This is a genomic window from Nitritalea sp., from assembly GCF_054166705.1.
This window is the reverse complement of sequence record NZ_JBSZCV010000008.1, coordinates 67,192-89,547: the sequence shown is the minus strand read 5'-3', so window position 1 is coordinate 89,547 and position 22,356 is coordinate 67,192. Positions and strand designations below refer to the sequence as shown.

22 protein-coding genes are annotated in these 22,356 nt (G+C 47.8%); 17 read left to right on the top strand and 5 right to left on the bottom strand.

Annotated features, from left to right (window positions below):
• The 9 genes from infA (at window position 1) to eno (ending at window position 5,824) form a co-directional block, all read left to right on the top strand.
• The gene (gene infA, locus ACXIT9_RS04260) at window positions 1-219 is read left to right on the top strand and encodes a translation initiation factor IF-1 (protein ID WP_009053195.1); all 219 of its coding nucleotides are present in this window, start codon (window positions 1-3) and stop codon (window positions 217-219) included.
• A 6-nt stretch (window positions 220-225) separates the two neighbouring features.
• Window positions 226-342, top strand: a complete 117-nt coding sequence (rpmJ, locus tag ACXIT9_RS04255; protein WP_009034194.1) for a 50S ribosomal protein L36 — start codon at window positions 226-228, stop codon at window positions 340-342.
• Window positions 343-348: 6 nt separating this feature from the next.
• Entirely contained in the window at window positions 349-726 is a 378-nt protein-coding gene (gene rpsM / locus ACXIT9_RS04250; RefSeq protein ID WP_458055006.1) for a 30S ribosomal protein S13, read from the top strand.
• A 15-nt stretch (window positions 727-741) separates the two neighbouring features.
• Entirely contained in the window at window positions 742-1,140 is a 399-nt protein-coding gene (rpsK, locus tag ACXIT9_RS04245; RefSeq protein WP_009053198.1) for a 30S ribosomal protein S11, read from the top strand.
• A 21-nt stretch (window positions 1,141-1,161) separates the two neighbouring features.
• On the top strand, window positions 1,162-1,767 hold the full coding sequence (gene rpsD, locus ACXIT9_RS04240; RefSeq protein WP_458055005.1) for a 30S ribosomal protein S4: 606 nt from the start codon (window positions 1,162-1,164) through the stop codon (window positions 1,765-1,767).
• 34 nt (window positions 1,768-1,801) lie between these two features.
• On the top strand, window positions 1,802-2,791 hold the full coding sequence (locus tag ACXIT9_RS04235; RefSeq protein ID WP_009053200.1) for a DNA-directed RNA polymerase subunit alpha: 990 nt from the start codon (window positions 1,802-1,804) through the stop codon (window positions 2,789-2,791).
• Between the two features lie 5 nt (window positions 2,792-2,796).
• The gene (gene rplQ / locus ACXIT9_RS04230) at window positions 2,797-3,306 is read left to right on the top strand and encodes a 50S ribosomal protein L17 (RefSeq protein WP_458055004.1); all 510 of its coding nucleotides are present in this window, start codon (window positions 2,797-2,799) and stop codon (window positions 3,304-3,306) included.
• Between the two features lie 116 nt (window positions 3,307-3,422).
• A complete protein-coding gene (gene carA / locus ACXIT9_RS04225; RefSeq protein ID WP_458055003.1) occupies window positions 3,423-4,517 on the top strand; it encodes a glutamine-hydrolyzing carbamoyl-phosphate synthase small subunit in 1,095 nt (364 codons plus the stop codon).
• 20 nt (window positions 4,518-4,537) lie between these two features.
• Window positions 4,538-5,824: a phosphopyruvate hydratase gene (gene eno, locus ACXIT9_RS04220; protein WP_458055002.1), complete on the top strand. Its 1,287-nt coding sequence runs from the start codon at window positions 4,538-4,540 to the stop codon at window positions 5,822-5,824.
• A 220-nt stretch (window positions 5,825-6,044) separates the two neighbouring features.
• Here eno and ACXIT9_RS04215 read toward each other — a convergent pair whose 3' ends face one another.
• Window positions 6,045-7,379 (bottom strand): YfcC family protein, encoded by a 1,335-nt coding sequence (locus tag ACXIT9_RS04215; RefSeq protein ID WP_458055001.1) that lies wholly within the window; start codon window positions 7,377-7,379, stop codon window positions 6,045-6,047.
• Between the two features lie 220 nt (window positions 7,380-7,599).
• Here ACXIT9_RS04215 and ACXIT9_RS04210 point away from each other — a divergent pair, with 220 nt between their 5' ends.
• On the top strand, window positions 7,600-10,824 hold the full coding sequence (locus tag ACXIT9_RS04210) for a S41 family peptidase (protein WP_458055000.1): 3,225 nt from the start codon (window positions 7,600-7,602) through the stop codon (window positions 10,822-10,824).
• 108 nt (window positions 10,825-10,932) lie between these two features.
• Here ACXIT9_RS04210 and ACXIT9_RS04205 read toward each other — a convergent pair whose 3' ends face one another.
• The 3 genes from ACXIT9_RS04205 to ACXIT9_RS04195 form a co-directional block, all read right to left on the bottom strand.
• Window positions 10,933-11,700, bottom strand: a complete 768-nt coding sequence (locus ACXIT9_RS04205; protein WP_458054999.1) for a hypothetical protein — start codon at window positions 11,698-11,700, stop codon at window positions 10,933-10,935.
• A gap of 204 nt (window positions 11,701-11,904) precedes the next feature.
• Window positions 11,905-12,657: a hypothetical protein gene (locus tag ACXIT9_RS04200; protein WP_458054998.1), complete on the bottom strand. Its 753-nt coding sequence runs from the start codon at window positions 12,655-12,657 to the stop codon at window positions 11,905-11,907.
• Window positions 12,658-12,907: 250 nt separating this feature from the next.
• On the bottom strand, window positions 12,908-13,624 hold the full coding sequence (locus ACXIT9_RS04195; RefSeq protein WP_458054997.1) for an arylesterase: 717 nt from the start codon (window positions 13,622-13,624) through the stop codon (window positions 12,908-12,910).
• A gap of 83 nt (window positions 13,625-13,707) precedes the next feature.
• Between ACXIT9_RS04195 and ACXIT9_RS04190 the strand changes: the two genes are divergently transcribed.
• From ACXIT9_RS04190 to ACXIT9_RS04160, 7 genes are all read left to right on the top strand, one after another.
• A complete protein-coding gene (locus ACXIT9_RS04190; RefSeq protein WP_458054996.1) occupies window positions 13,708-14,385 on the top strand; it encodes an ABC transporter ATP-binding protein in 678 nt (225 codons plus the stop codon).
• A complete protein-coding gene (locus ACXIT9_RS04185; protein ID WP_458054995.1) occupies window positions 14,378-16,894 on the top strand; it encodes an ABC transporter permease in 2,517 nt (838 codons plus the stop codon). Before ACXIT9_RS04190 ends, ACXIT9_RS04185 begins: the two co-directional genes overlap by 8 nt.
• 228 nt (window positions 16,895-17,122) lie before the next feature.
• The gene (locus tag ACXIT9_RS04180; RefSeq protein ID WP_458054994.1) at window positions 17,123-17,932 is read left to right on the top strand and encodes an alpha/beta fold hydrolase; all 810 of its coding nucleotides are present in this window, start codon (window positions 17,123-17,125) and stop codon (window positions 17,930-17,932) included.
• A 170-nt stretch (window positions 17,933-18,102) separates the two neighbouring features.
• Entirely contained in the window at window positions 18,103-18,552 is a 450-nt protein-coding gene (locus tag ACXIT9_RS04175; protein WP_458054993.1) for a MarR family winged helix-turn-helix transcriptional regulator, read from the top strand.
• 297 nt (window positions 18,553-18,849) lie between these two features.
• Complete coding sequence (locus ACXIT9_RS04170) at window positions 18,850-19,368, top strand: YceI family protein (protein ID WP_458054992.1); 519 nt, start codon at window positions 18,850-18,852, stop codon at window positions 19,366-19,368.
• A 94-nt stretch (window positions 19,369-19,462) separates the two neighbouring features.
• A complete protein-coding gene (locus tag ACXIT9_RS04165; protein WP_458054991.1) occupies window positions 19,463-20,413 on the top strand; it encodes a ring-cleaving dioxygenase in 951 nt (316 codons plus the stop codon).
• Window positions 20,406-21,020, top strand: coding sequence for an alpha/beta hydrolase (locus tag ACXIT9_RS04160; RefSeq protein WP_458054990.1), 615 nt, complete (start codon window positions 20,406-20,408; stop codon window positions 21,018-21,020). The genes ACXIT9_RS04165 and ACXIT9_RS04160 overlap by 8 nt, the downstream gene beginning before the upstream one ends.
• A gap of 123 nt (window positions 21,021-21,143) precedes the next feature.
• Here ACXIT9_RS04160 and ACXIT9_RS04155 read toward each other — a convergent pair whose 3' ends face one another.
• A complete protein-coding gene (locus ACXIT9_RS04155; protein WP_458054989.1) occupies window positions 21,144-22,232 on the bottom strand; it encodes a 6-bladed beta-propeller in 1,089 nt (362 codons plus the stop codon).
• Window positions 22,233-22,356: the final 124 nt, after the last annotated feature.

Sequence of the window (22,356 nt, the reverse complement as noted above, 5' to 3'; positions counted from 1 at the left end):
ATGGCTAAGCAGTCCTCCATCGAACAGGATGGTACCATAATAGAAGCATTATCCAATGCTATGTTTAAGGTGGAACTCGAGAATGGGCATCAATTGATTGCGCATATATCGGGTAAGATGAGAATGAATTATATTAAAATCCTTCCAGGCGATAGAGTGAAGTTAGAGTTGTCGCCTTATGACCTGTCGAAGGGTAGAATCGTTTATCGGTATAAATAGATTGTCATGAAAGTTAAGGCATCCATTAAGAAAAGAAGTGTTGACTGTAAGGTTATCAGAAGAAAAGGTAAACTGTACGTGATCAACAAAAAGAATCCTAAGTTTAAACAAAGACAAGGTTAAAAAATTATGGCAAGAATCGCTGGTGTTGACATTCCGGACAACAAAAGAGGAGAAATCGGCTTAACCTACATATTCGGTATTGGTAGAAGTTCAGCCAAAGCTATTTTAAGCAAAGCAGGTATATCTTTCGATAAAAAGGCTGGTGAGTGGGATGATGATGAATCTACTGCTATCCGTACCATTATCGCTGAAGAATTTAGAACAGAAGGTGCTCTTAAGTCAGAGATCCAGTTAAACATCAAGCGTTTAATGGATATCGGTTGCTATAGAGGATTAAGACATAGAAAAGGTCTTCCTGTGCGTGGTCAAAAGACTAAAAATAACGCAAGAACGAGAAAAGGTAAGAGAAAGACTGTTGCTAACAAGAAGAAGGCAACTAAATAAAGCTTGATTTAGATTATGGCTCAGAAAAGAAACGATAAAGCGAGAGGTAAAAAAAGAGTCGTTAAAGTTGAAGCAGTAGGCCAAGCCCACATTAAAGCTTCTTTTAACAACATTATCATCTCTATCACAAATAATTCAGGTCAGGTGATTTCCTGGGCCTCTGCCGGTAAAATGGGTTTCAGAGGGTCGAAGAAAAACACTCCCTATGCTGCGCAAATGGCTGCTCAAAACTGTGGGCAGGTAGCCTATGACCTAGGTCTACGTAAGATCGAGGTTTTCGTAAAAGGACCAGGTGCTGGACGTGAGTCTGCCATCCGTACACTTCAAAATGTAGGCTTAGATGTAACGACGATTACCGACGTTACGCCATTGCCACATAATGGATGTCGTCCTCCAAAGCGTAGAAGAGTTTAATTTTAAAATTAGGATAATAGAATGGCTAGATATAGAGGTCCAAAGGCAAAAATTGCCAGAAAGTTCGGTGAAGCTATCGAAGGACATAGTAAGGCACTTCAGAAGAAAAACTACCCTCCTGGACAGCATGGTCGTGGACGTAGAAAAAAGCAGTCTGAATATGCGATTCAGCTTCAAGAGAAGCAAAAGGCAAAATACATCTATGGTGTTTTAGAGCGTCAGTTTGCTAAAATGTTCGATATTGCTTCCCGTAAGCAAGGTATTACAGGCGAAAACTTACTTCAGCTTTTGGAGGCGCGTCTAGATAATATCGTGTATCGTTTAGGTATCGCGCCTACGCGTAGAGGTGCCCGTCAGTTAGTTTCGCACAGACATATTTTAGTAAATGGTGAGCTAGTTAATATCCCTTCTTACACAGTAAAGCCTGGTGATATCATTGCTGTCCGTGAGCGCTCTAAGTCTCTAGAGGCTATCACGAATAGCTTAGCCGGTAGAGGCGCTAGTAAGTTCCCTTGGCTGGAATGGGATAATACTTCCCTAGCAGGTAAGGTGGTAAGTACGCCTACTCGTGATGAGATTCCTGAGAATATCAAGGAACAGCTTATCGTCGAGCTTTACTCTAAGTAATTTTTATCTTTCAGACTTAAAAAAAACTATTGATATGTCCATATTAGCATTTCAAATGCCCGAAAAGGTGGTAATGGAAAAGGCAGACGATTTTCATGGCCTCTTCACCTTTAAGCCGCTTGAAAAAGGGTATGGCGTAACAATCGGAAATGCACTTCGCAGAATTCTTTTGTCTTCACTCGAGGGGTACGCGATTACTTCCGTTCGACTACCGGGTGTCGTGCATGAGTTTTCTACCATAGAAGGTGTCGTGGAAGATGTTACGGACATCATCCTTAACCTAAAGCAGGTTAGATTCAAGAAAGTCCATGAGGCGATTGATAGTAAAATTACGATTGAGGTTAAAAACCAATCTGTCTTTACTGCTGGTGATATTGCAAAATACACCTCTTCCTTCGAAGTGTTAAACCCTGATTTGGTAATTTGTCACTTGGATGAATCAACTAGTTTGGAGGTAGAAATTACTGTAGAAAAAGGTCGTGGGTATCTTCCGGCAGAAGAGTCAAAGCCTAAAGAACAGATTTTCGGTGTTATTCCTATCGATGCTATCTTTACGCCTATTAAAAACGTAAAATATAGCGTAGAAAATACCCGAGTAGAACAAAAAACGGACTTTGAGAAACTTATTCTTGAGGTTACTACGGATGGTTCTATTCACCCTGAGAAGGCTCTTCAGGAATCGGCTAAAATTCTCATTCAGCATTTTATGCTCTTCTCTGATCAAACCATGGTTATCGATGCTCCGGGTGGTGATGCGCCTGAACCTATCGATGAAGAATATCTGCACATGAGAAAGCTGCTTAAGACTTCTTTAAGCGACCTGGATCTCTCCGTTCGCGCATTTAACTGCCTAAAAGCAGCCGATGTGAAAACACTGGGCGATCTTGCTAAACTCGAAATTTCGGACATGATGAAATTCCGTAATTTTGGTAAAAAATCCCTCGCCGAATTAGAACAATTGATTCAAGAAAAAGGACTTACTTTCGGCATGGATCTAAGTAAGTATAAACTTGACGAAGAATAAATAAAATGAGACACGGTAAAAAATTTAACCACCTAGGAAGGAAGTCCGCGCATAGAAAAGCGATGCTTTCGAATATGGCTGCTTCCCTACTTCTTCACAAGCGTATCTCCACCACGCTTGCTAAGGCTAAGGAGTTAAGAAAATATGTGGAGCCTCTCGTAACGAGAGCGAAAGAAGATACTACGCACAATAGACGCGTGGCTTTCTCTTACCTACAGAGCAAAGAAGCTATCAAAGAACTTTTTGGCGAAATCGCTGAAAAAGTAGGCAACAGACAAGGTGGGTATACGCGAATCATCAAGACTGGTTTCCGTCTAGGTGATAATGCTGAAATGTGTATCATCGAACTGGTAGACTTTAATGAGCTAATGCTGAAAGAAGCTAAGCCTGCGAAGAAAACCACAAGAAGAAGCCGCAGAGGTTCAGGAGCTGCTAAAGCTGCTGATAGCACTGCCGAAACGCCTCAAACTGATGGCGATGCAGATGCTGGTTCTAACGAAGAGAACAAAGCCTAAGGTGCTTGGTAACCAACATATCGTAAAGGGGTTAAACATTAGTTTAATCCCTTTTTTTATGCCCCAACTTTCTCCTTACGATTTATTGCTTAAATTTGACCTATATTCTTATACTCATGAAAGCGCAACCTGCAACTCTCCTTCTCGCGGACGGGACACTGTTCCGCGGCACGTTAATCGGTAAACCCGGGACTAATGGTGGTGAAATCTGTTTCAATACCGGCATGACTGGGTACCAAGAAATTTATACGGACCCTTCTTATACAGGTCAAATCGTCGTAACCACTACCCCGCATATCGGCAATTATGGGGTGATAGATGCTGAAGTTGAATCCGCCGCCCCCACTGTGGCAGGCATCGTCGTGAACAGCTTCTCTCAAATACATAGTAGAGTGGATGCCGATGATACACTGCAAGCGTATCTGGAAAAGGCAGGGATCACAGGAATCGCAGACATCGATACACGAAAACTTGTACGTCACATCCGCGATAAAGGCGCGATGAATGCCATCATCTCCTCTGAATACGAAGAGGATCTGGCAGGACTTAAAAAGCAGCTCAATCTGGTCCCCGATATGCAAGGCTTGGAACTGTCCTCTCAGGTATGTACAAAAGAACCCTATTTCTTCGGTAACCCAGACAGCCCATTTAAAGTGGCTTGCCTGGACTTAGGGATTAAATTTAATATCCTTCGCAATCTAGCTTCCCGAGGAGTATACTGTAAAGTTTTCCCCGCTACCACCACAGCAAAAGAGCTCATGGACTGGGAAGCAGATGGTTACTTCCTTTCCAATGGACCTGGAGACCCCGCTGCAATGCCCTATGCCGTGGAAACTGCTAAAATGCTGCTAGACTCCGGTAAGCCCGTTTTCGGTATTTGCCTAGGGCATCAAATCATCGCGGAGGCTTGTGAGCTGAAAACGTATAAAATGCACCATGGACATAGAGGTATAAACCACCCCGTAAAGAACCTGCTAACCGGGCTAAGCGAAATTACTTCTCAAAACCATGGATTTGTAGTGGATAAAGGCTCTTTATTGGCGAATGACCAAATAGAAGTCACGCATGTCCATCTGAACGATGACACCATCGCTGGCATTCGCCTGAAAGACCGCCCTGTCTTCTCCGTTCAATACCACCCGGAGGCAGGGCCAGGCCCGCACGATTCACGCTATCTTTTTGACGATTTCGTGTCTTTAATGAAAAATTAAACCTATAAACCAATACCAACATGACATTAATCCAATCTATTCACGCCAGACAAATCCTTGACTCTAGAGGTAACCCTACCGTAGAAGTAGATGTAGTTACAGAATCAGGTGCTTTCGGTCGAGCAGCAGTCCCGAGTGGTGCCTCCACTGGAGTACATGAAGCCGTCGAACTACGCGACGACGATAAAGCCGTCTACATGGGAAAAGGCGTACTGAAAGCCGTAGCCAATGTGAACGAGAAAATCGCTCCAGAGCTCATGGGATTCGATATCTTCGAGCAAAATATGATCGACCGTATCATGCTCGATATGGATGGAACGAAAAATAAATCCGCCCTCGGCGCAAATGCCATCCTCGGGGTGTCCTTGGCCGTGGCCAAAGCCGCCGCCATGGAAGCAGGGCAGCCACTCTACCGCTACATCGGGGGGGTAAATGCGAACACACTGCCTGTTCCGATGATGAACATCCTAAATGGGGGCTCTCATGCTGATAATGCCATCGACTTCCAAGAATTCATGGTGATGCCTACAGGAGCTGCGTCTTTCTCCGAATCCCTACGTATGGGAACCCAAATTTTCCACCACCTGAAAAGCGTGTTGAAAGCAAAAGGACTCTCCACTAACGTGGGCGACGAGGGTGGTTTCGCACCGAATCTTCGCTCAAATGTGGAAGCGATCGAAGTCGTCCTAGAAGCGATCGAAAAAGCCGGCTTCCGACCAGGAGAAGACGTCTTTATCGCCATGGATGCCGCTGCCTCCGAGTTTTATGATGAAGAAAAAGGACTCTACGTCTTTAAAAAGTCTACAGGCGATAGCCTGACTTCCTCGGAAATGGCCAGCTACTGGGCGGACTGGGTAGCGAAATACCCAATCATCTCCATCGAAGATGGTATGCATGAAGACGACTGGGAGGGCTGGAAACAAGTGACGGACGCTGTAGGGAAGAAAATCCAAATCGTAGGCGATGACCTCTTCGTAACCAATGTAGAGCGCCTGGCCACAGGAATCGAAAAAGGGATCGCGAATTCTCTCCTTGTTAAGGTGAACCAGATCGGCTCCCTCACAGAGACTATTAATGCAGTAGATCTTTGCCACAGAAACAAATATACCAGTGTGATGTCGCATCGCTCAGGCGAAACAGAGGACTCCACCATCGCAGACCTAGCTGTAGCGCTTAATACAGGCCAAATTAAAACCGGTTCGGCCTCCCGCTCGGATCGTATGGCAAAGTATAACCAACTGCTTCGCATCGAGGAGCAGCTCGGTGAAGCTGCCTACTTCCCAGGTAAAAAAGCCTTTAAATTTTAATCTGTACGTCCACTTTTTCTTTGCGCGGAAGCGCAAAGGAAGAGGAGCGTGGCCCTGTCTAAGGAGTGAAAAGTTCGCTCACACGTCCTGCATTACGGGCAACGGAAATAGCCATGACTTACTTCGGTGGTCATGGCTTTTTTATGGTGAACACTCATCAGGCCAGCCCCGCTAAAGAAGTAAAAAAAATACGGGAAGGGGAAAGAAGCCCCTACAGCAGCTAGATGCCTATGCTCACGCCTGATAAGACCCCAAGCAAGGCGATAAGGAAAACGACCAGAATCGGCTTCCAAGCATACGCCATCCATTCTTTATAGCTCAGGCCAGAGGCTGCCAGTATTGCCATAAGGCCACCATTACTGGGCGTAACCATATCCATGATCCCCGCGCCGTACTGATAGGCCAGCACCATCACCTGGCGGGAGAGCCCAATCAAATCCGCGATGGGCGTGAGCAGGGGCATGGTTAACACCGCTTGCCCAGAAGTGCTCGGAATGGGGACGTGTAATAGCGCCTGCGCCAGTAGCATGCCCACGGCGGAAAGGGCGACGGGAAGCTCCTCCAGTGGCGTAAAAAGCCCATAGATGATGCTGTCGATGATCAATCCCTTCTCTAAAACCAAATAAATGCTGCGAGCCAAGCCGACGATAACACCCGCGAAAACCAGCTCAGCAAAACCTGCAGTGTAGGCTTTGGCCGTGCCGTTCCAGCCCAACTTACCCACCAACCCGCAGAGTAGCCCCGTACCAAAAAACAAGGCAGACATCTCATTATAGTCCCAGTCTAGACGGGTAAGTCCGTAGACTAACACCACAAATGTGAGCCCCACCAGTAGTAAAATCACAGCATGATGCCGCGCTAATCCGGTAGTCCCCTCTTCTTTCGGCTCCGCCTCGAAGTTAGGATCCTTCCCCGTGCGGATCACATACAGGATCCAAAAACCGAGCGCGCCCCCTAAAAAGAGGAGCCGAAAGCCCGCCCCGGAAAATAAGGGCAGCTCCGCCAAGTTTTGGGCAATGAGGACAGAAAAGGGATTAGCCGGACCGAAAGCCCCTCCGATCAGTGAGGAGCCCAAGCTGATGGCCACGCCTGCCGATCGTGTGTAGCCGATTTTGCGACAGAGGAGCATCAGCACGGGCACCATGGCGATAATTTCCTCCTGAAGGCCATTTAGCACCCCCGCGGCACCAAAGAGTAGGCCCACTAATGTCAGTAAATAGGCGGTGGCCTGATCAAAGCGCCGGATTAAACTTTCCAGCCCAGCCTGAAAAGCACCCGTCTGCTCGACTAAATAAAAGGCTCCTCCAATAATTAGAATCAAAACAACCACCTCCGCGCCCGCAATAATGCCCTCTGGAATACTGAGGAAAAGTTGGCCTAAGCCGACGGGAGTTGCATCCACCACTCGATAGGAGCCCTCCACCACCACCATACGCCCAGTGCTTTCATCCAGGACGCGCTCGTAAATACCGGCAGGAATGAGGTGAGTGAGTGCTGCGGCCAGTGCCACAAAAAAAAGCATGATCAGGAGCGGATGCGGGAAGCTAAATTTCATCTGAGGGGGGTTAAGGCTTCAAAATTAAGGATTAATTTTTTCCCAAAAGAATAGACAGAAAAGAGGGTTAAAAATACGAAAGGTGACGCTCCTATACTTTTTCAGGCAAGTGGTAGTATTTAGATAGGTGCTTTGGGCTTTATTCTGTAAATTCCCCTGCATAAAATGTGTGAGGAGGCGCTGCTACATGCGCTCCAGACACGTAAACCCAATAGATTTCATGAGAAAAATAGTAGTAAGTATCTGCATGCTCCTGCTCGGCTGGCCGCTTTTTGCCCAGCAAGAGGCGCTTTGGCTCCGCTATCCGGCACTGTCGCCCGACGGTGAGGAAATCGTGTTTTCCTATAAAGGAGATCTCTTTAAGGTAAACGCCACTGGCGGGCAGGCCACCCCCCTGACGCTGCATGACGCGCATGACTTTATGCCTGTATGGAGCCCGGATGGCCGCGAAATCGCCTTTGCCAGCGACCGTTTCGGGAATTTCGATGTCTTCATCATGTCCGCAGCAGGCGGTCCGGCGAAGCGCTTGACGCACCACTCTACAAATGACTTTCCCTGGACTTTTAGCCCTGATGGCAGCGATGTGTTTTTTGGCTCCGGCCGAAACGACCTAGCCTCTTCCGCTCGCTTTCCGAACAAGGGGCTGTTTATGAAACTCTACCGTGTATCGAAAACTGGGGGGCGAAACTACCTTATCTCCACCGCAGGCATGCAGTCCGTCTCACTTAGCCCCGACGGCAGGAAAATGGTCTTTCAAGACCGTAAAGGCTATGAAGACGAATGGCGGAAGCATCACACTTCTTCGGTTACCCGCGACATCTGGCTCTACGATCGTGACGCGGAGCAGTATACCCAAATTAGCGACTATGAGGGTGAGGACCGCGAACCACTCTTGTCAGCGGATGGCAGCACGGTCTTTTACCTAAGCGAGAAAGCGGGCAGCCAAAATGTTTTTTCACGCAATCTAAACACTGGGGAGGAAAAACAGCTCACACGCTTTGAAGACCATCCCGTACGTCATCTCAGCCGCAGCCGTGGAGATAAATTGGCATTCAGCTGGAATGGTGCCCTCTATACACTAGAAGCTGGAGCTGAGCCGCAGCGCTTGCAAGTGCAGGTCGCAGGAGACTTCTCCGGCAGCGACATTCAGACCGTGTCTGTTCGTAATGGAGCTACTGGCATGGCCCTTTCGCCTAACGGCAAAGAAATCGCTTTCGTTTTCCGTGGAGAGGTTTTCGTGACCTCCGTGGCCCATAATTTCACCAAACGCATCACGAACACTCCAGCGCAGGAGCGTACCCTTAGCTGGGGGAAAGACGGTCGCAGCCTGTACTACGCCACCGAACGCGAGGGCAAGTGGGACATCTTCCGTGCGCGCATTCAGCGTGAGGATGAGCAGTTTTTCCACGCCGCTACACTCATCACAGAAGAGTCCGTCATCGCTTCCGATAAAGATGAGTTTCAGCCTGTAGTTTCGCCTGATGGTAAAAAAATCGCCTACCTCGAGGAGCGTAACATCCTAAAAGTGTATGATCTGGAGAAAAAATCCAGCGTTACGCTAATCGAAGCAGGCCAGAACTTCAGCTACTCTGATGGAGATCAAGACTATGCTTGGAGTCCAGATAGCCGATGGGTGGTGGCTAAAAATGCTTTAGGGCACTTCGGTAGCAGCCATATGGTGAAGTATGCTGCCGACGGGTCCGGCGATCCAGCTCAGCTGACCTTCAGCGGTTTTTCCGATGGAAACGCTACCTGGGCCATGGGCGGCAAAGCTATCTTCTATACGAATGATCAGGATGGAAAAAAACCCCTCGCCTTTCAGGGAGCACGTGAAGTGGATATTTATGCCATGTTCTTCGATCAAGATACCTACGACCAGTTTCGCCTCAGCAAGGAGGAGTACGAGCTGCGCCAAGAAATGAAAAAGAAGGATAAGGACGATAAGGATAAAAAGGAGGATAAAAAAGAAGAGCCGCTTACCTTTGATCTTAAGCGCCTAGAAGAGCGTATGATGCGCCTCACGCCAGGATCGGTCAACTTGTCCTCCTTCGAAGTGTCACCGAAAGGAGATAAAGTGTATATGATGGCGCGCTATGAAAAAGGCTACGATGTTTGGGAGCTAGACACACGGACGCGCGAACTAAAAGCGCTGGCACGTCTCGGTGGAGGTGGCGGCAGCCTTAAGCTTGACGAGGAAGGCAAAAACCTATTTGTCCTCTCTGGCGGTAACATTTCAAAAATCGAAACGGCTAATGGCAAAGTGTCGCGCGTGGGAATAGATGCCGAGATGGAGCTGAACCTACCCGCTGAGCGAGCGTATATCTACCACCATGCTTGGCGGCAGGTGAAGAAAAAGTTTTACGACCCGGATCTGCACGGCATCGACTGGGAAATGTACCGCGATGCTTACGAAAAGTTTTTACCGCATATTAATAACAACTATGACTTTCAAGAGCTATTAAGTGAGCTTTTAGGAGAGCTGAACGGTTCGCACACCGGTGGACGCTACAGTCCACGTAGCACAAATGGCGATGCAACAGCTTCTTTGGGCCTATTCTTTAATGAAATGAGTAAGGAAGATGGCTTGATCATCGAAGAGGTAATTCCAGGTGGTCCATTAGACAATGCCGAAACGAAAATCAAAGCAGGCCATCGAATCTTAAAGATCGACGGCGTAGCGCTAAATCAGGAGCAAGACTGGAATGCGCTCTTGAACCGAAAAGCAGGTAAGCGGGTCTTACTTAGCATGTTCAACCCTGAAACGCGAGAGTCTTGGGAAGAGGTCGTCCTTCCGATTAGTGGAGGCGCCGAAAATAATTTGCTTTACGAGCGCTGGGTGAAAATGATGCGCGATCGTGTAGCGGAACTTAGTGGAGGCAAGCTGGGCTATGTGCACGTCCGCGGTATGAACGATGGCAGCTACCGCACGGTGTACAGTGAAGTGCTAGGTAGAAATATCGATAAAGAGGCCCTTATCGTAGATACGCGCTTTAATGGAGGTGGATGGCTGCATGAGGATCTGTCTAATTTCTTGGACGGGAAGCCTTATGCGACCTTCCGACCTTATGGCTTCGTAGCGAAGGGCGGGGAGCCGCGGGATAAATGGTCCAAGCCGAGCGTCGTGCTGATGAGTGAAAGTAATTATTCCGATGCGCATGCTTTCCCCTATGCGTATCGCGCAAAAGGCATCGGAAAGCTAATCGGTATGCCCGTTCCTGGAACAAGCACTGCAGTGTGGTGGGAAACACAAATCGATCCTACCCTAGTATTTGGTATTCCGATGATCGCGTTTTATGGGGTCGCAGAAGATAGACCCTTGGAAAACCTGCAGTTGGAGCCAGATATCAAAGTGGCCACACCTTTCGAGGAAATCCTGAAAGGAGAAGACGCCCAGCTCCGCACAGCTGTAAAGGCACTTCTTGAAGAGCTAGAAGCGAATAAATGATACCTGTGACTTTGGCTTTGCGACTTTGCCTTTAGGCTCAGCCAAGCTCTGCAAGTGAAATAATAGGGCTTTGGTGCTAGTGTTTGGCTAGCGCCAAAGCCCATTTTCTTATTTGTCTTTTCGCAAAAGATGTGTCTTGTAAATGCGGCCATCCTTAGCCGTAGAAGCGATTAAAATATGATCATCAGATATCCCGATCACTTCGTAGTAATAATTTCTCGGTGCCCCCTCTATCTGCTTGCTTCCGCGCTTGTCCAAAGGTTTATCTAGCTGGGCATAAGGAAAAGCTTTCTCCCTTTCATCTGTTAGCGTTTTCGTGAAAATACGCCCTTCTTTTTCTACTAAATCCTGGAAACGAACAGGGCCTACCAGCGCGTCCTCCGTCTTAAACCTTGCCTTATAGCGTTTGCGGTTTAGGGTAGTCGTACTTGCCAAACGAAAGGTTTTATCTTCCATAAACCTTTTGGCGCGTGCCAAATCCACTGGAGTGGCACGGTAAAAGCTGGCCACATAGCCTACATAACGACCAAATCCACCATTATGGGCGACGCTTTTCACATAGATATGTGAGGCGCCACGTAGAGAAGCTTCTTCTTTTAATTTGCTTAATGCGCGATGCTGCACATCTGGCATGCTGGGAACTAGGCCCAGTAAACCAAAATAAGAGAGCGTGCCACGTGCTTTGCTATAAGCCTCTCCCACACGGATCAGGTCTTTGACCTGGGAATAATCATCGACGATAGCGATTTCTTCTACTGGCGTAAAGTCTGCTACCTCTGGTAGATTGGAAAGGCTCTGTGCTGTGACCCGCTGCTGCGCACTAAACAAGCAAAGGAAAAGCGCCAAAAACACTGAAAATTTACATTTTTTAAACATGATTTAAGATTAAGTAAGTGATAAAAGAAAACAATATAGCCAATTGAAGTCAATGTTCATGTTAAAGAAATATTAATTTTGTCTACAAAAAAAAACCACCCCCCATAGATGGAGGTGGTTGATGAAAGCGACGTTCACTTACATTTAAAGTACAATCCGTTAGCTATTGTTTTTTGGTATCCCAAGCAGTTTTGCCCTCGGACTTTACTTTACGCGGTTTAGAACATGCATTTTATAAGTTCTGCCGCGCCTTTCGGTTTCCGCTACCAGTATAAAGTCATCATTCACCCCGATAACCTCATAGAAGTAATCGTCAGGGCCTCCTTCGATCTGTGCATCCACTCCCCGCTTGTAGGCTTTGACCGTCTTCTCCTTCGAACGTTCACCGATGAGCCCCATCGTAAAGAGGCGGCCCCCGTTTTCTTCTGTATCTCGAAAAGCTTCTTTAACGCGAAGTAAGTCCTGTGCTTTGACTTTTGGTTTGTACCTATTACGATTAAAGGTAGCTGTATTCATCACCAAAAACTCATTTCCGGCGATTAGCGTTTTAGCCTTGGCTATATCTATGGGTTCAGCACGGTAAAACGTGGCTACATAGCTCACAAAACGCCCGATGCCGCCATTATGCGCCACACTTTTCACGTAAATATGAGAGGCTCCCCGCATCGAAGCCTCAGCTTTTAATTTGCGCAGCGCACGCTCATGTACACTGTTCATACTCGGGTAAATCCCGAATGCTAATGAATAGGAGAAGGTGCCTCGAGCCTTACTAAAAGCCTCGCCCAAGCGAATCATGCCCTCTACCTCTTTAAAGTCATCCACAACCACGATTTTATGGTCGGGCGTAAACCCCGCTACTTGAGGAACCTCGCTAAGAAACTGTCCCATGCTGGTGTTTTGAAAACTAAAAAGCAAGAGTAATAGAATGCCTAAAGGCAAAAATGTACTTTTTTTCATACGATAGTGTAGGTTTGGTTTTATTTTCTGAACGGAATTATCTCGACTGAGTTTGAGTCTAATCGAAAATAGAAGGATTTTAATTGGTTTAGTCTTAAAATAAACAACTTTGTTCTTCGTTTAAAGAATTCATCGAAAGTGCTTACCGGGAATAACTTGCTCAGGGACAGGGTACAAAAAAAGCCGCTTCGAGGAAAGAAAGCGGCTGTCTCAGTGTACAGTTCTAGTCTGCATATTAGGCGCACATCAACTAGGCACCTACTAAGGGGGCTATAAAAGGCCAAACGGTTTGGAAGACGATTTCATGCCCCTCGGCGGTGGGATGTATGCCATCCGGGAGGTTTAAGTCCGGGTCTCCAGCCACCCCCTCCAGTAAAAACGGAATCAGCGTCACCCCCTCATCCGCGGCTATTCGTGGGAACAGCTGCCGGAAATCTTCCGCATATTGCGTTCCCATATTTGGCGGAATCTGCATGCCAGCCAGCAGTATAGCTGTTTCTGGGTAGCGCTTCTGCACCAGTTGAATCATGCTCCGGAGATTTTTCTCCGTTTCCGCTAAGGCGATACCACGTAAGCCATCATTAGCGCCCAGCTCTAATACAAAGATGGCTGGCTCCTCCTCTAAAAACCAGTCCAGCCGAGTTAAGCCTGAAGCCGTCGTCTCCCCGCTCAGACCTGCATTGACCACACGAAAAGGTATATCCAGCTCTTCTAAGCGCGCTTCTACCAGCCCGGGAAAGGACTCTTCTGCCTCTAAGCCGTAGCCCGCCGTGAGGCTATTGCCGAAAAACAAAAGTAGGGGTGCATCTTCGCCTAGCGCTTGCTCGCTCTCTTGCTCTTCGAGATTTTTTTCTTCGAAAACATCCGACTTCGCCTGCTCAGAGGAAGGCGAACAAGCCAGAAAAAGCAGCATTGCCAGAAAAGAAAGGCTGAAAACAATAGAATAGGAGCTTGTCGTGCGTAACATAGGGGAATATTCAATGGCTTTCTGCAGGTGTGCTGAACATTTCAGACGCCTCCGCGTGTTATCCAAAGGTAACATTTTTCTTTATGGCTATATTAACCGTTTCTGAGCTTTCTAAGTTTTATCTCTCCGGAGAAAAGCAGCTCCGCATCCTCGATCAGGTTTCTTTTTCTGTAAAAGCGGGAGATAAGGTCGCCATCGTCGGCCCCTCAGGAAGTGGTAAAACCACCCTGCTCGGCCTATGTGCCGGACTAGATACGGGAAGTGCCGGCAGCGTCCAGCTTTTTGGTCAGGCGCTGGAGTCCCTTTCCGAAGATCAGCGTGCCGCCCTGCGAAACGCCCACGTCGGCTTTATCTTCCAAAATTTCCAGCTTCTACCTACCCTCACCGCGCTAGAAAATGTAATGGTGCCGCTGGAGCTGAAGGGGCGTAAAGATGCCGCCCTCCGGGCAAAGGAGCTGCTCGCCCAAGTAGGACTCCAAGATCGCCTTACCCACTACCCAGCCATGCTATCTGGTGGCGAACAGCAGCGCGTATCTATCGCACGCGCCTTCGCGAATGAACCCAAGCTGCTTTTTGCGGATGAGCCGACGGGAAATTTGGACGCAGAAACGGGACAGAAAGTAGAGGAGCTTCTGTTTAATCTAAATGCAGAAATGGGGACTGCCCTCGTCCTGGTCACCCATGACCGAGAGCTGGCAAAACGAACGGATCAGGTGTATCTGATTAAAGGGGGCCAATTAAATGCACTCTCCCATGCATAAGGCTTCTTGGATCTTTACAATGGCCTGGCGCGACTTCCGGAAAAGTAGCTCTCGTCTGGTGCTGTTTGTAGCAGCGATGGTGCTGGGCGTCGCGGCGATCGTGGCGATCTACAGCTTCGGTCAGCTGCTGCGCGCAGACATTGCCCGGCAGGGCAAAGAGCTCCTCGGAGCGGACCTCGTCCTGTCTAATAATCGCCCCCTAGACTCCATCACGCTCGAGTCACAAGCACAAGCCGCCGCCGCTGAGGTGAACTTTGCGAGCATGGTGGCCTTCCCAAAGACCGGAGAAAGCCGACTGACCCAAGTGCGTGCCCTCGAAGGAGATTTTCCTTTTTATGGTCGGCTAGAGACCTTGCCTGAGGCTGCGGAACAGACTTTTCGAGCTGGGGGGGCTAAGGCGCTGGTGGAAAAAACCCTGATGGCGCAGTTTAGTGCTCAAGTAGGTGACAGTATTCAAGTAGGGAATCAGCGTTTTCGGATAGAAGGACTTCTGGAAAAGGTCCCCGGGCAGACGGGAATTACAGCGACTGTGGCGCCAGCAGTTTATATTCCGATGGCCTATGTCGAGGAAACCGGCCTCATCCAGTACGGTAGCCGCCTAAATTATGTCCGCTACTTTCAGTTTGCTGAAAGCGTGGATGTCGCTGCCCTGGTGCGAGAAAATGACCAAGCCTGGGAGTCGGAGCGCATTCAAGCGACCACAGTGAGTGAAAGCCAAAACCGCACAGGAAGAGCTTTTGATAATTTAGCGGGCTTTCTGAGCTTGGTAGCATTTATCGCTTTGCTGCTGGGCTGCGTCGGCGTGGGAAGCGCTGTGAATGTGTTCATAAAAGAAAAACTGGCTTCAGTGGCCGTCCTACGCTGCCTTGGCGTAAGCGCTAAAGTCGCTACGCTTATTTACTTGGTTCAGATTCTGCTAATGGGCAGTGTCGGGGCTTTTTTGGGGTCTGCACTAGGGACAGCGCTTCAGCTCGCCCTTCCTTATGTGTTAGGGGATTTCTTACCGGTAGAAGTGCGCTTTGGAATTTCCTGGTCGGCGATCGGCTTGGGCATGCTAACAGGGGTTGTGGTTTCTGTGCTGTTTGCCCTGCTGCCACTCCTGAAAATTAGACGCGTGTCCCCGATGGCGACTTTGCGACCGGAGATGCAGGAGGCCTTCGGCCAAGATCCACTGCGCTACCTCGTGGTCTTAGCTATTCTAGCCTTTGTCTATGGGTTTAGTTATTTTCTTTTGTCCAACTACCTCGTGGCGGTCGGTTTCACCGCATTTGTATGCGGGGCATTTTTACTCCTTTGGGGCTTAGCGACCTTACTTATGAAAAGCATCCGTCGCTTTTTGCCCATTTCTTTTCCCTACACCTTGCGGCAGGCGCTTGCGAATCTGTACCGGCCGAATAACCAGACCGTGGCTCTTATCGCTACTGTAGGGTTAGGGACAGCCATGATCAGCACCCTCATTTTTGTCCAAACTCAACTTCTGGAGGAAGTGAAGTTCGCTGATAGGGGAGATCAACCGAATATGCTCCTTTTTGATATTCAGACACATCAGGTAGAGGCCGTAAGGGCCAAATTAGAGCGGAGGGAGCTGCCTATCTTGCAGCAGGTGCCCATCGTGACCATGGGACTAGAAGCTATAAATGGCGTAAGCCGTAAGCAAAACGATACGCTTCCAGAGGAAGAAAGGCGTTCGCGCTCACTTTACAACAGAGAGTTTCGCGTCACCTATCGAGATACCCTTATCTCCTCGGAGCGCCTTACGGCGGGCAAGCTACGTCCATATGCTAGTACCAGCGACACGATTTTCGTTTCTGTAGATGAAAGCTATGCGCGCCGCACAGGACTGGAAATGGGCGACCGCCTGGACTTTAATGTTCAAGGGCGCCCGCTACGCACCTACGTGGGCAGCTTGCGCGAGGTCAAATTCAATCAGGTGAGCACGAACTTCCTGGTGCTTTTTCCGGAAGGAGTGCTCGCGAATGCCCCCAAGTTTCATGTCTTGATTACGAAAACCAAGGATGAATTCGAAGCAGCGGCTGTGCAGGCAGAGGTGGTGCGCGAATATCCGAATATTTCGATGGTGAATTTAGGCTCGATTTTAGAGACGCTAGAGGAGGTTCTCGGTAAAATCAGCTTAGTCATTCGCTTCATGGCTCTTTTTAGCATCGCTACAGGGATACTGGTGCTGATTAGCAGCTTAGTCATGAGTAAATATCAGCGCCTTTATGAGAGTATTTTACTGCGTACACTGGGAGCCTCCAGCACGCGCGTGGCGAAAATTCAGACGCTGGAGTACTTCTTCCTTGGCAGCTTAGCAGCACTTAGTGGGGTGTTTATCTCATTAATAGCCAGCTATTTATTAAGTGTGCACGTTTTCCAGATACCCTTTCGCTGGACTTTGCCGGAGGCCTTCCTGGTGTATGCCGCCATTACAGGTCTGACGGTGATGCTCGGATGGCTAAATGGACGTACAGTGAAAGATACCGCGCCCATTGCTATTTTACGTGGTTAGCGGCCGGGTGAGAAGAACAGCTTCTCGGGCTTGCTGCACGAAAAGAAACTTATTCACATATTCTGGCGTACACTATAGCACATCTGGCGAAAGCCTTCTGGAGGGCATGGGTTGTGTGCCTAGTTCTTTGGCCAGCGGCCAAAAGAGGGATAAATAGGCTGGAAACAACCCTTTATCAGGCTAAAAACCTGCAGCTACCAGAATTTTAAGTATCTTAATCGAACCACTATGCCACAAGTTGAAGTTAACGGACACCTTATTTTTTATGTCGAAGAAGGAGAGGGAGAAGAAACCTTGGTTTTCTCGCATGGGCTTCTCTGGAGCCATAAAATGTTTCGGGAGCAGTTGGAGCATTTTAAGAAGCGCTACCGTGTGATTGCCTACGATCATCCCGGCCAAGGCCAAAGCGAGGTGCCTACAGGGGGCATGGATATGGAAACCCTCACAGCCGACGCGCTTCAGTTTATCGTGAAAGTGGTCGGTAAACCAGTACATTTTTTAGGTCTTTCCATGGGGGGATTTGTCGGTATGCGCTTGGCGGCGCGCCATTCGGAGTGGATCGCTTCCCTGGTGCTGCTGGAAACCTCTGCGAATACGGAACCAGTGGAGAATTTACCGCAGTACAAAATGCTAAATGGGGCGGTTAAGCTATTTGGCGTTAGTTCGGCCGTGGCCGGGCCGGTAATGAAAATTATGTTTGCACAGAGTTGGTTAGAAAATCCATTGAATGCCGAGGCGAAGGCTTTTTGGACGAAGGAGCTAAAGGCGAATAAGCGCAGTATCAGTCGAGCCGTGGAGGCGGTAATTTACCGAAAAGGAGTGGCGGCGGAGCTGGGGCAGATTACCTGTCCGACGCTAGTGATCGTGGGAGATGAAGATGTGGCCACCAAGCCTGAGAAGGCCAAGTTTATTCAAATGAATATCGCTGGGGCCAAGCTACACATTATCCCGGGGGCAGGGCATAGCTGCACCATCGAAAAGCCTGAGGAAGTCAATCGCCTGCTGGAAGAGTGGTATGCGGAGACGGTTGGGATCTAGAGTCATGGGGCTATGCACAGCGCAAGGCGGATAGGCTCAGGGACTACGGGTGATTGACTAAGCGTTACAGGGGGCATCAACAGAAAAAAATAAGAAATTATGTGATTTTTGTGAACAATTCCTTACTTTTAGATGTATATACATTAAAGGCATTTGTAAAAGATTTGAGTATGAAATTAGAGGAAGCGATCAAGCAAAAAGCGTTTAAAGATCCGTATAATAAAACGGTGGTCAACCTCTTATATACGAACAGCTTCGTAATCGCATCCCAAAATGCGCTCTTTAAGCCTTTCGGCTTATCTCCGGAGCAGTATAATGTGCTTCGGATATTACGTGGGCAGAAAGGAAAGCCGATCACCGTCAGCTCCATTCAGGACCGGATGTTAAACAAAATGTCGAATGCAAGTCGGCTGGTCGAAAAGTTGAAGCAGAAGGAACTGGTGAACCGGGAAGAGTGCGCTACCGACCGCAGGCAGGTGGATATTACCATTACCGATAAGGGCTTAGAGGTTCTGAGCCAGCTGGATGTAGAAGTGGAGGAGTTCAACCGACAGATCGTTCATCTTACGGTGGAGGAAACCGAACAATTGAATGCGCTCCTAGATAAGCTGCGCGGTTAGTTGCGTTATTTGAAAGCCAGTCGATTAGAACAAGTATTAGGTAAGGGGTTTTGAATACCCCTTTTAAAATAAGTTAAATGGTGTATAGACATTAAATGCATATACGCATATAAGGGCTAGTGCAAAAGGTTTGCTTCGGCAAATTAGATTTCACCTGTATACTTTAGTCACCCGTATGCCCTTAGTGTGGTAAAAAGACAAAACCTAGTTGTGAGGATGGGCAAGGGCTTTAAACCACAAAAGTAGGGACTTGTATTTCTTAAATTAATTATATCTTTCATTTAAATTAGTTAAACTATGAGCGTAGTAAGCAACTGGGTAATTGACCCAACCCATTCTGAAGTATCTTTTAAGGTAAAACATTTGGTAATATCCACTGTAACGGGTTACTTTAGAGAATTCGAAGGAAGTGCCGAGGCTGAAACAGAAGACTTTCAAGGTGCTAAAGTAAAATTCTCTGCTAAAATCGATTCTATCGATACGAATCAAAAAGACAGAGATGCGCATTTGAAGTCCGCTGACTTTTTTGATGCTGAAAATCACCCTAATTTGACCTTTGAAGGTCACATTCAAGGGGAGGAATTAGTCGGCGAAATTAGTATTCGTGGCACGAAAAAACCGATTACCCTAGAGGTAGATTTCGGTGGTGTCGCAGGGGATCCGTACGGCAATACGAAAGCTGGTTTCGAAATTTCGGGTAAGTTAAACCGTAAGGAGTTTGGGCTTACTTGGAGTGCGGTTACCGAGGCTGGAAGCGTCGTTGTTAGCGATCAAGTACGCCTTTTACTGAGTGTACAGCTCGTAAAGCAGGCTTAAATACGCACTTTATAGTGAATAGATAGATAAAAAAACGAAGAGGGGTCTGGTCAAGTGGCTGACCCTTCTTTTTACCCTCCTAAATGACGGAAACATGCAAGCACTTATCCAGGGCATCCATCATATTACAGCGATAGCGGGTGACCCACAAAAAAACATTGATTTCTACTGCGGCGTTTTAGGACTCCGCATGGTTAAAAAGACGATAAACTTCGATGCTCCTGACGTGTATCACTTTTACTTCGGTGATCGTGTCGGTACTCCGGGCACAGTTTTTACCACCTTTCCTTTTAAGGGTGCTCGCAAAGGCACCAAGGGGGTAGGTGAGCTGCAATACACTGCCTTTTCTATTCCCAAGGGGAGCTTAGACTACTGGAGAGCGCGTTTGAAGCGCTTTGGATTTCCTATTTCGGATACGCTAACACGTTTTGGAGAGGCATTTATCCGTTTTGAAGATCATGATGGCATGGGGATCGAACTCATCGAAGCGCGTGAAGATGCACGTAGCGGTTGGGGAGACGGCCCAGTGCCCGAGGAGCATGCGATTAAAGGTTTTTATGGCGCCACACTCACTCTCAGGAAACGAGAAGCGACCGCAAAGCTACTGACAGACTTTATGAATTATCGCTTTATCGCCGAAGAAAATGGGCGTTACCGCTACGGAACGGCTGGAAAACCGGGAGATATCGTCGATATCGTAGAGCAGCCAGAGGGTAGGACCGGGGTCCAAAGTGCCGGGTCTGTGCATCACATCGCTTTCCGAACGGCTAATGGGGATTCTCAGCGGGAAATTCAGGGGATCCTGCATTCCCATGGTTATCAGGTTACGGAGGTAAAAGACAGAAATTATTTTACGTCTATTTATTTTCGCGAGCCCGGAGGCGTTTTGTTTGAAATAGCTACAGACACACCGGGTTTTGCGATCGACGAGGACGAAGCTTTGTTAGGAGAGGCTCTAAAGCTGCCCGGCTGGGCGGAGAAACACCGAGATAAAATCGAGGAGAGCTTAGCTCCTGTCACGCTAGATTATACGGCTTATGTCTAATGTAAAAGTAGCTGGAAAAGCTTTGGGCGAAGCCCAAAGGGTGGCCATTTTACTTCACGGAAGGGGAGCGAGCGCCACGAGTATCTTAGGCCTGAGGGAGGCCTTAGCTTTAGAAGATTTCGCACTGCTGGCCCCGCAGGCACCCGGCAATACCTGGTATCCCTACAGTTTTATGGCTCCGGATGCTTCGAATGAACCGGCCTACAGTGCTGCCATAAGCATGCTGCAAGAGCTTGTAGAAAGCTTAACGCAGCAGGGGTATGCCAGTGAGCAGTTGTACTTTATCGGTTTTTCTCAAGGGGCCTGCTTAGCCTTAGAATTCACAGCACGGCATGCGCGCCGCTATGGTGGCGTGGCGGCCTTCACAGGAGGGCTAATCGGTGAACAGCTTCAGGCCGAAAAGTACGAGGGGGACTTTAATGGCACTCCGATTTTCATAGGGGCCAGTCATCAAGACTTTCATGTTCCCCTTAGCCGGATTGAGGAGAGCGCGAAACTGTTGACGGAGAAAGGTGCCGTGGTAAAGACCCTGATAGCCCCTGATACGCAGCATATTATCCGAGAGAAAGAAGTCGACTGGGTAAATTCGCATCTCCTGAAGCCCTAAAGACAGCGTTATAGGTGCCGCATCGCATAAGACTTTCTTGATCAAGGCGGTTAAAAAAGGTATAATCGACATAAAAATCCCAGAGCTAGTTAAGCCCTGGGATTTTTATTTGGGAGTCCAGCATTAGCTGAGGATAAATAAGAAAAACGAGCTGCCATAATCTCCTGAAAGGCTCGCAAGAAAGTTTTCAGAAGCATTTTCGGCCACAGACTCGCCGTTAAGTCCAAAAACTGTTTTCCCGGGCTTTGCCGCGGAGATATGGTAAAACTTTAAGTCACTTTTGAAATCATCTTTTAAGACTGGGTAGGTCGTGGCTTGGGCATCCGACATGTTCCAAAGAGCGAAGGCGCCCCTCCCCTTGAGCGTAGCTCCAAATAAACACTTTCCGGCTTCTAACATAAACAGCTCACCATTTAGATAAGCAAAAGACTTATCATTAAGAAGTTGCATCATATCGAAGGGGTTTTGGATTTGCTTTAAACGCTCCTCTGGTGAGGAATTGACGCCGAAGTCGATCGCTGCGTAGGGCCTAAGTCCGTTTTCGCTATCGTAGGCATAAAGCGTGTCATCAAAAAACCGAGCGAAAAGCAGTCCTTCTCCATGTGCGGTGAAGGGTGCATGTGTCTGGTAAACAAAGGGATATATGTCTTTATCTACCTCTAAAGCTTCATGTTGAATCTCCTTCCCATTCGAAGCGAAAAAGTCATAGGGCATCGTTTCATTTATTCGGTTATTAAAAGAAACGTAGCCTTTCGCATAAGGCAAGTGGTACTTGGCTTTAGCGGGGAGCTGTTCCAAATTTCCTTCATTGAGATTCTCATCGAACCACTGAATCGAACTGCCCATCGCGACGACGCCCACGGTATTGCCTTTGACGATAAGCTGGGTTATTCCCGCTATCGCTAGTTGGGAATCTTCGTTAAAAGCGATGCTGTTTCGGATATTTCCTTTAAGATCTACCTGGTAGAGGCGTTGGGTATAATCTTGGTCAAAGAGGTAGAAATACTTGTCTGCCAGCACGATCTCAGGCATTGGTCCTATGGGGATATCGCTTTTAATTTCCAGTACCTGAAGGCGATTGCCTATTTTGGAAAAAAGAAGCGGGATATCTGCCTGTTGTAAACGTAACGCTTTGACTTCGGTCTCTTGTTTTTCAGGGCCACCACAAGCGGTAAAAACGGCCAACATACAAGCTAAAAATAGTCTTTTCATTTCATTTAGAAGTTAAAATTACAACCTTCAATTTACCGGCTGATGGCTTTCCGTACTTTCCTCCTGCGCAAGATAGAATGTAAGTCTAATATCGTATTATTTTTTTTTTTTTCAAAATAAAAAT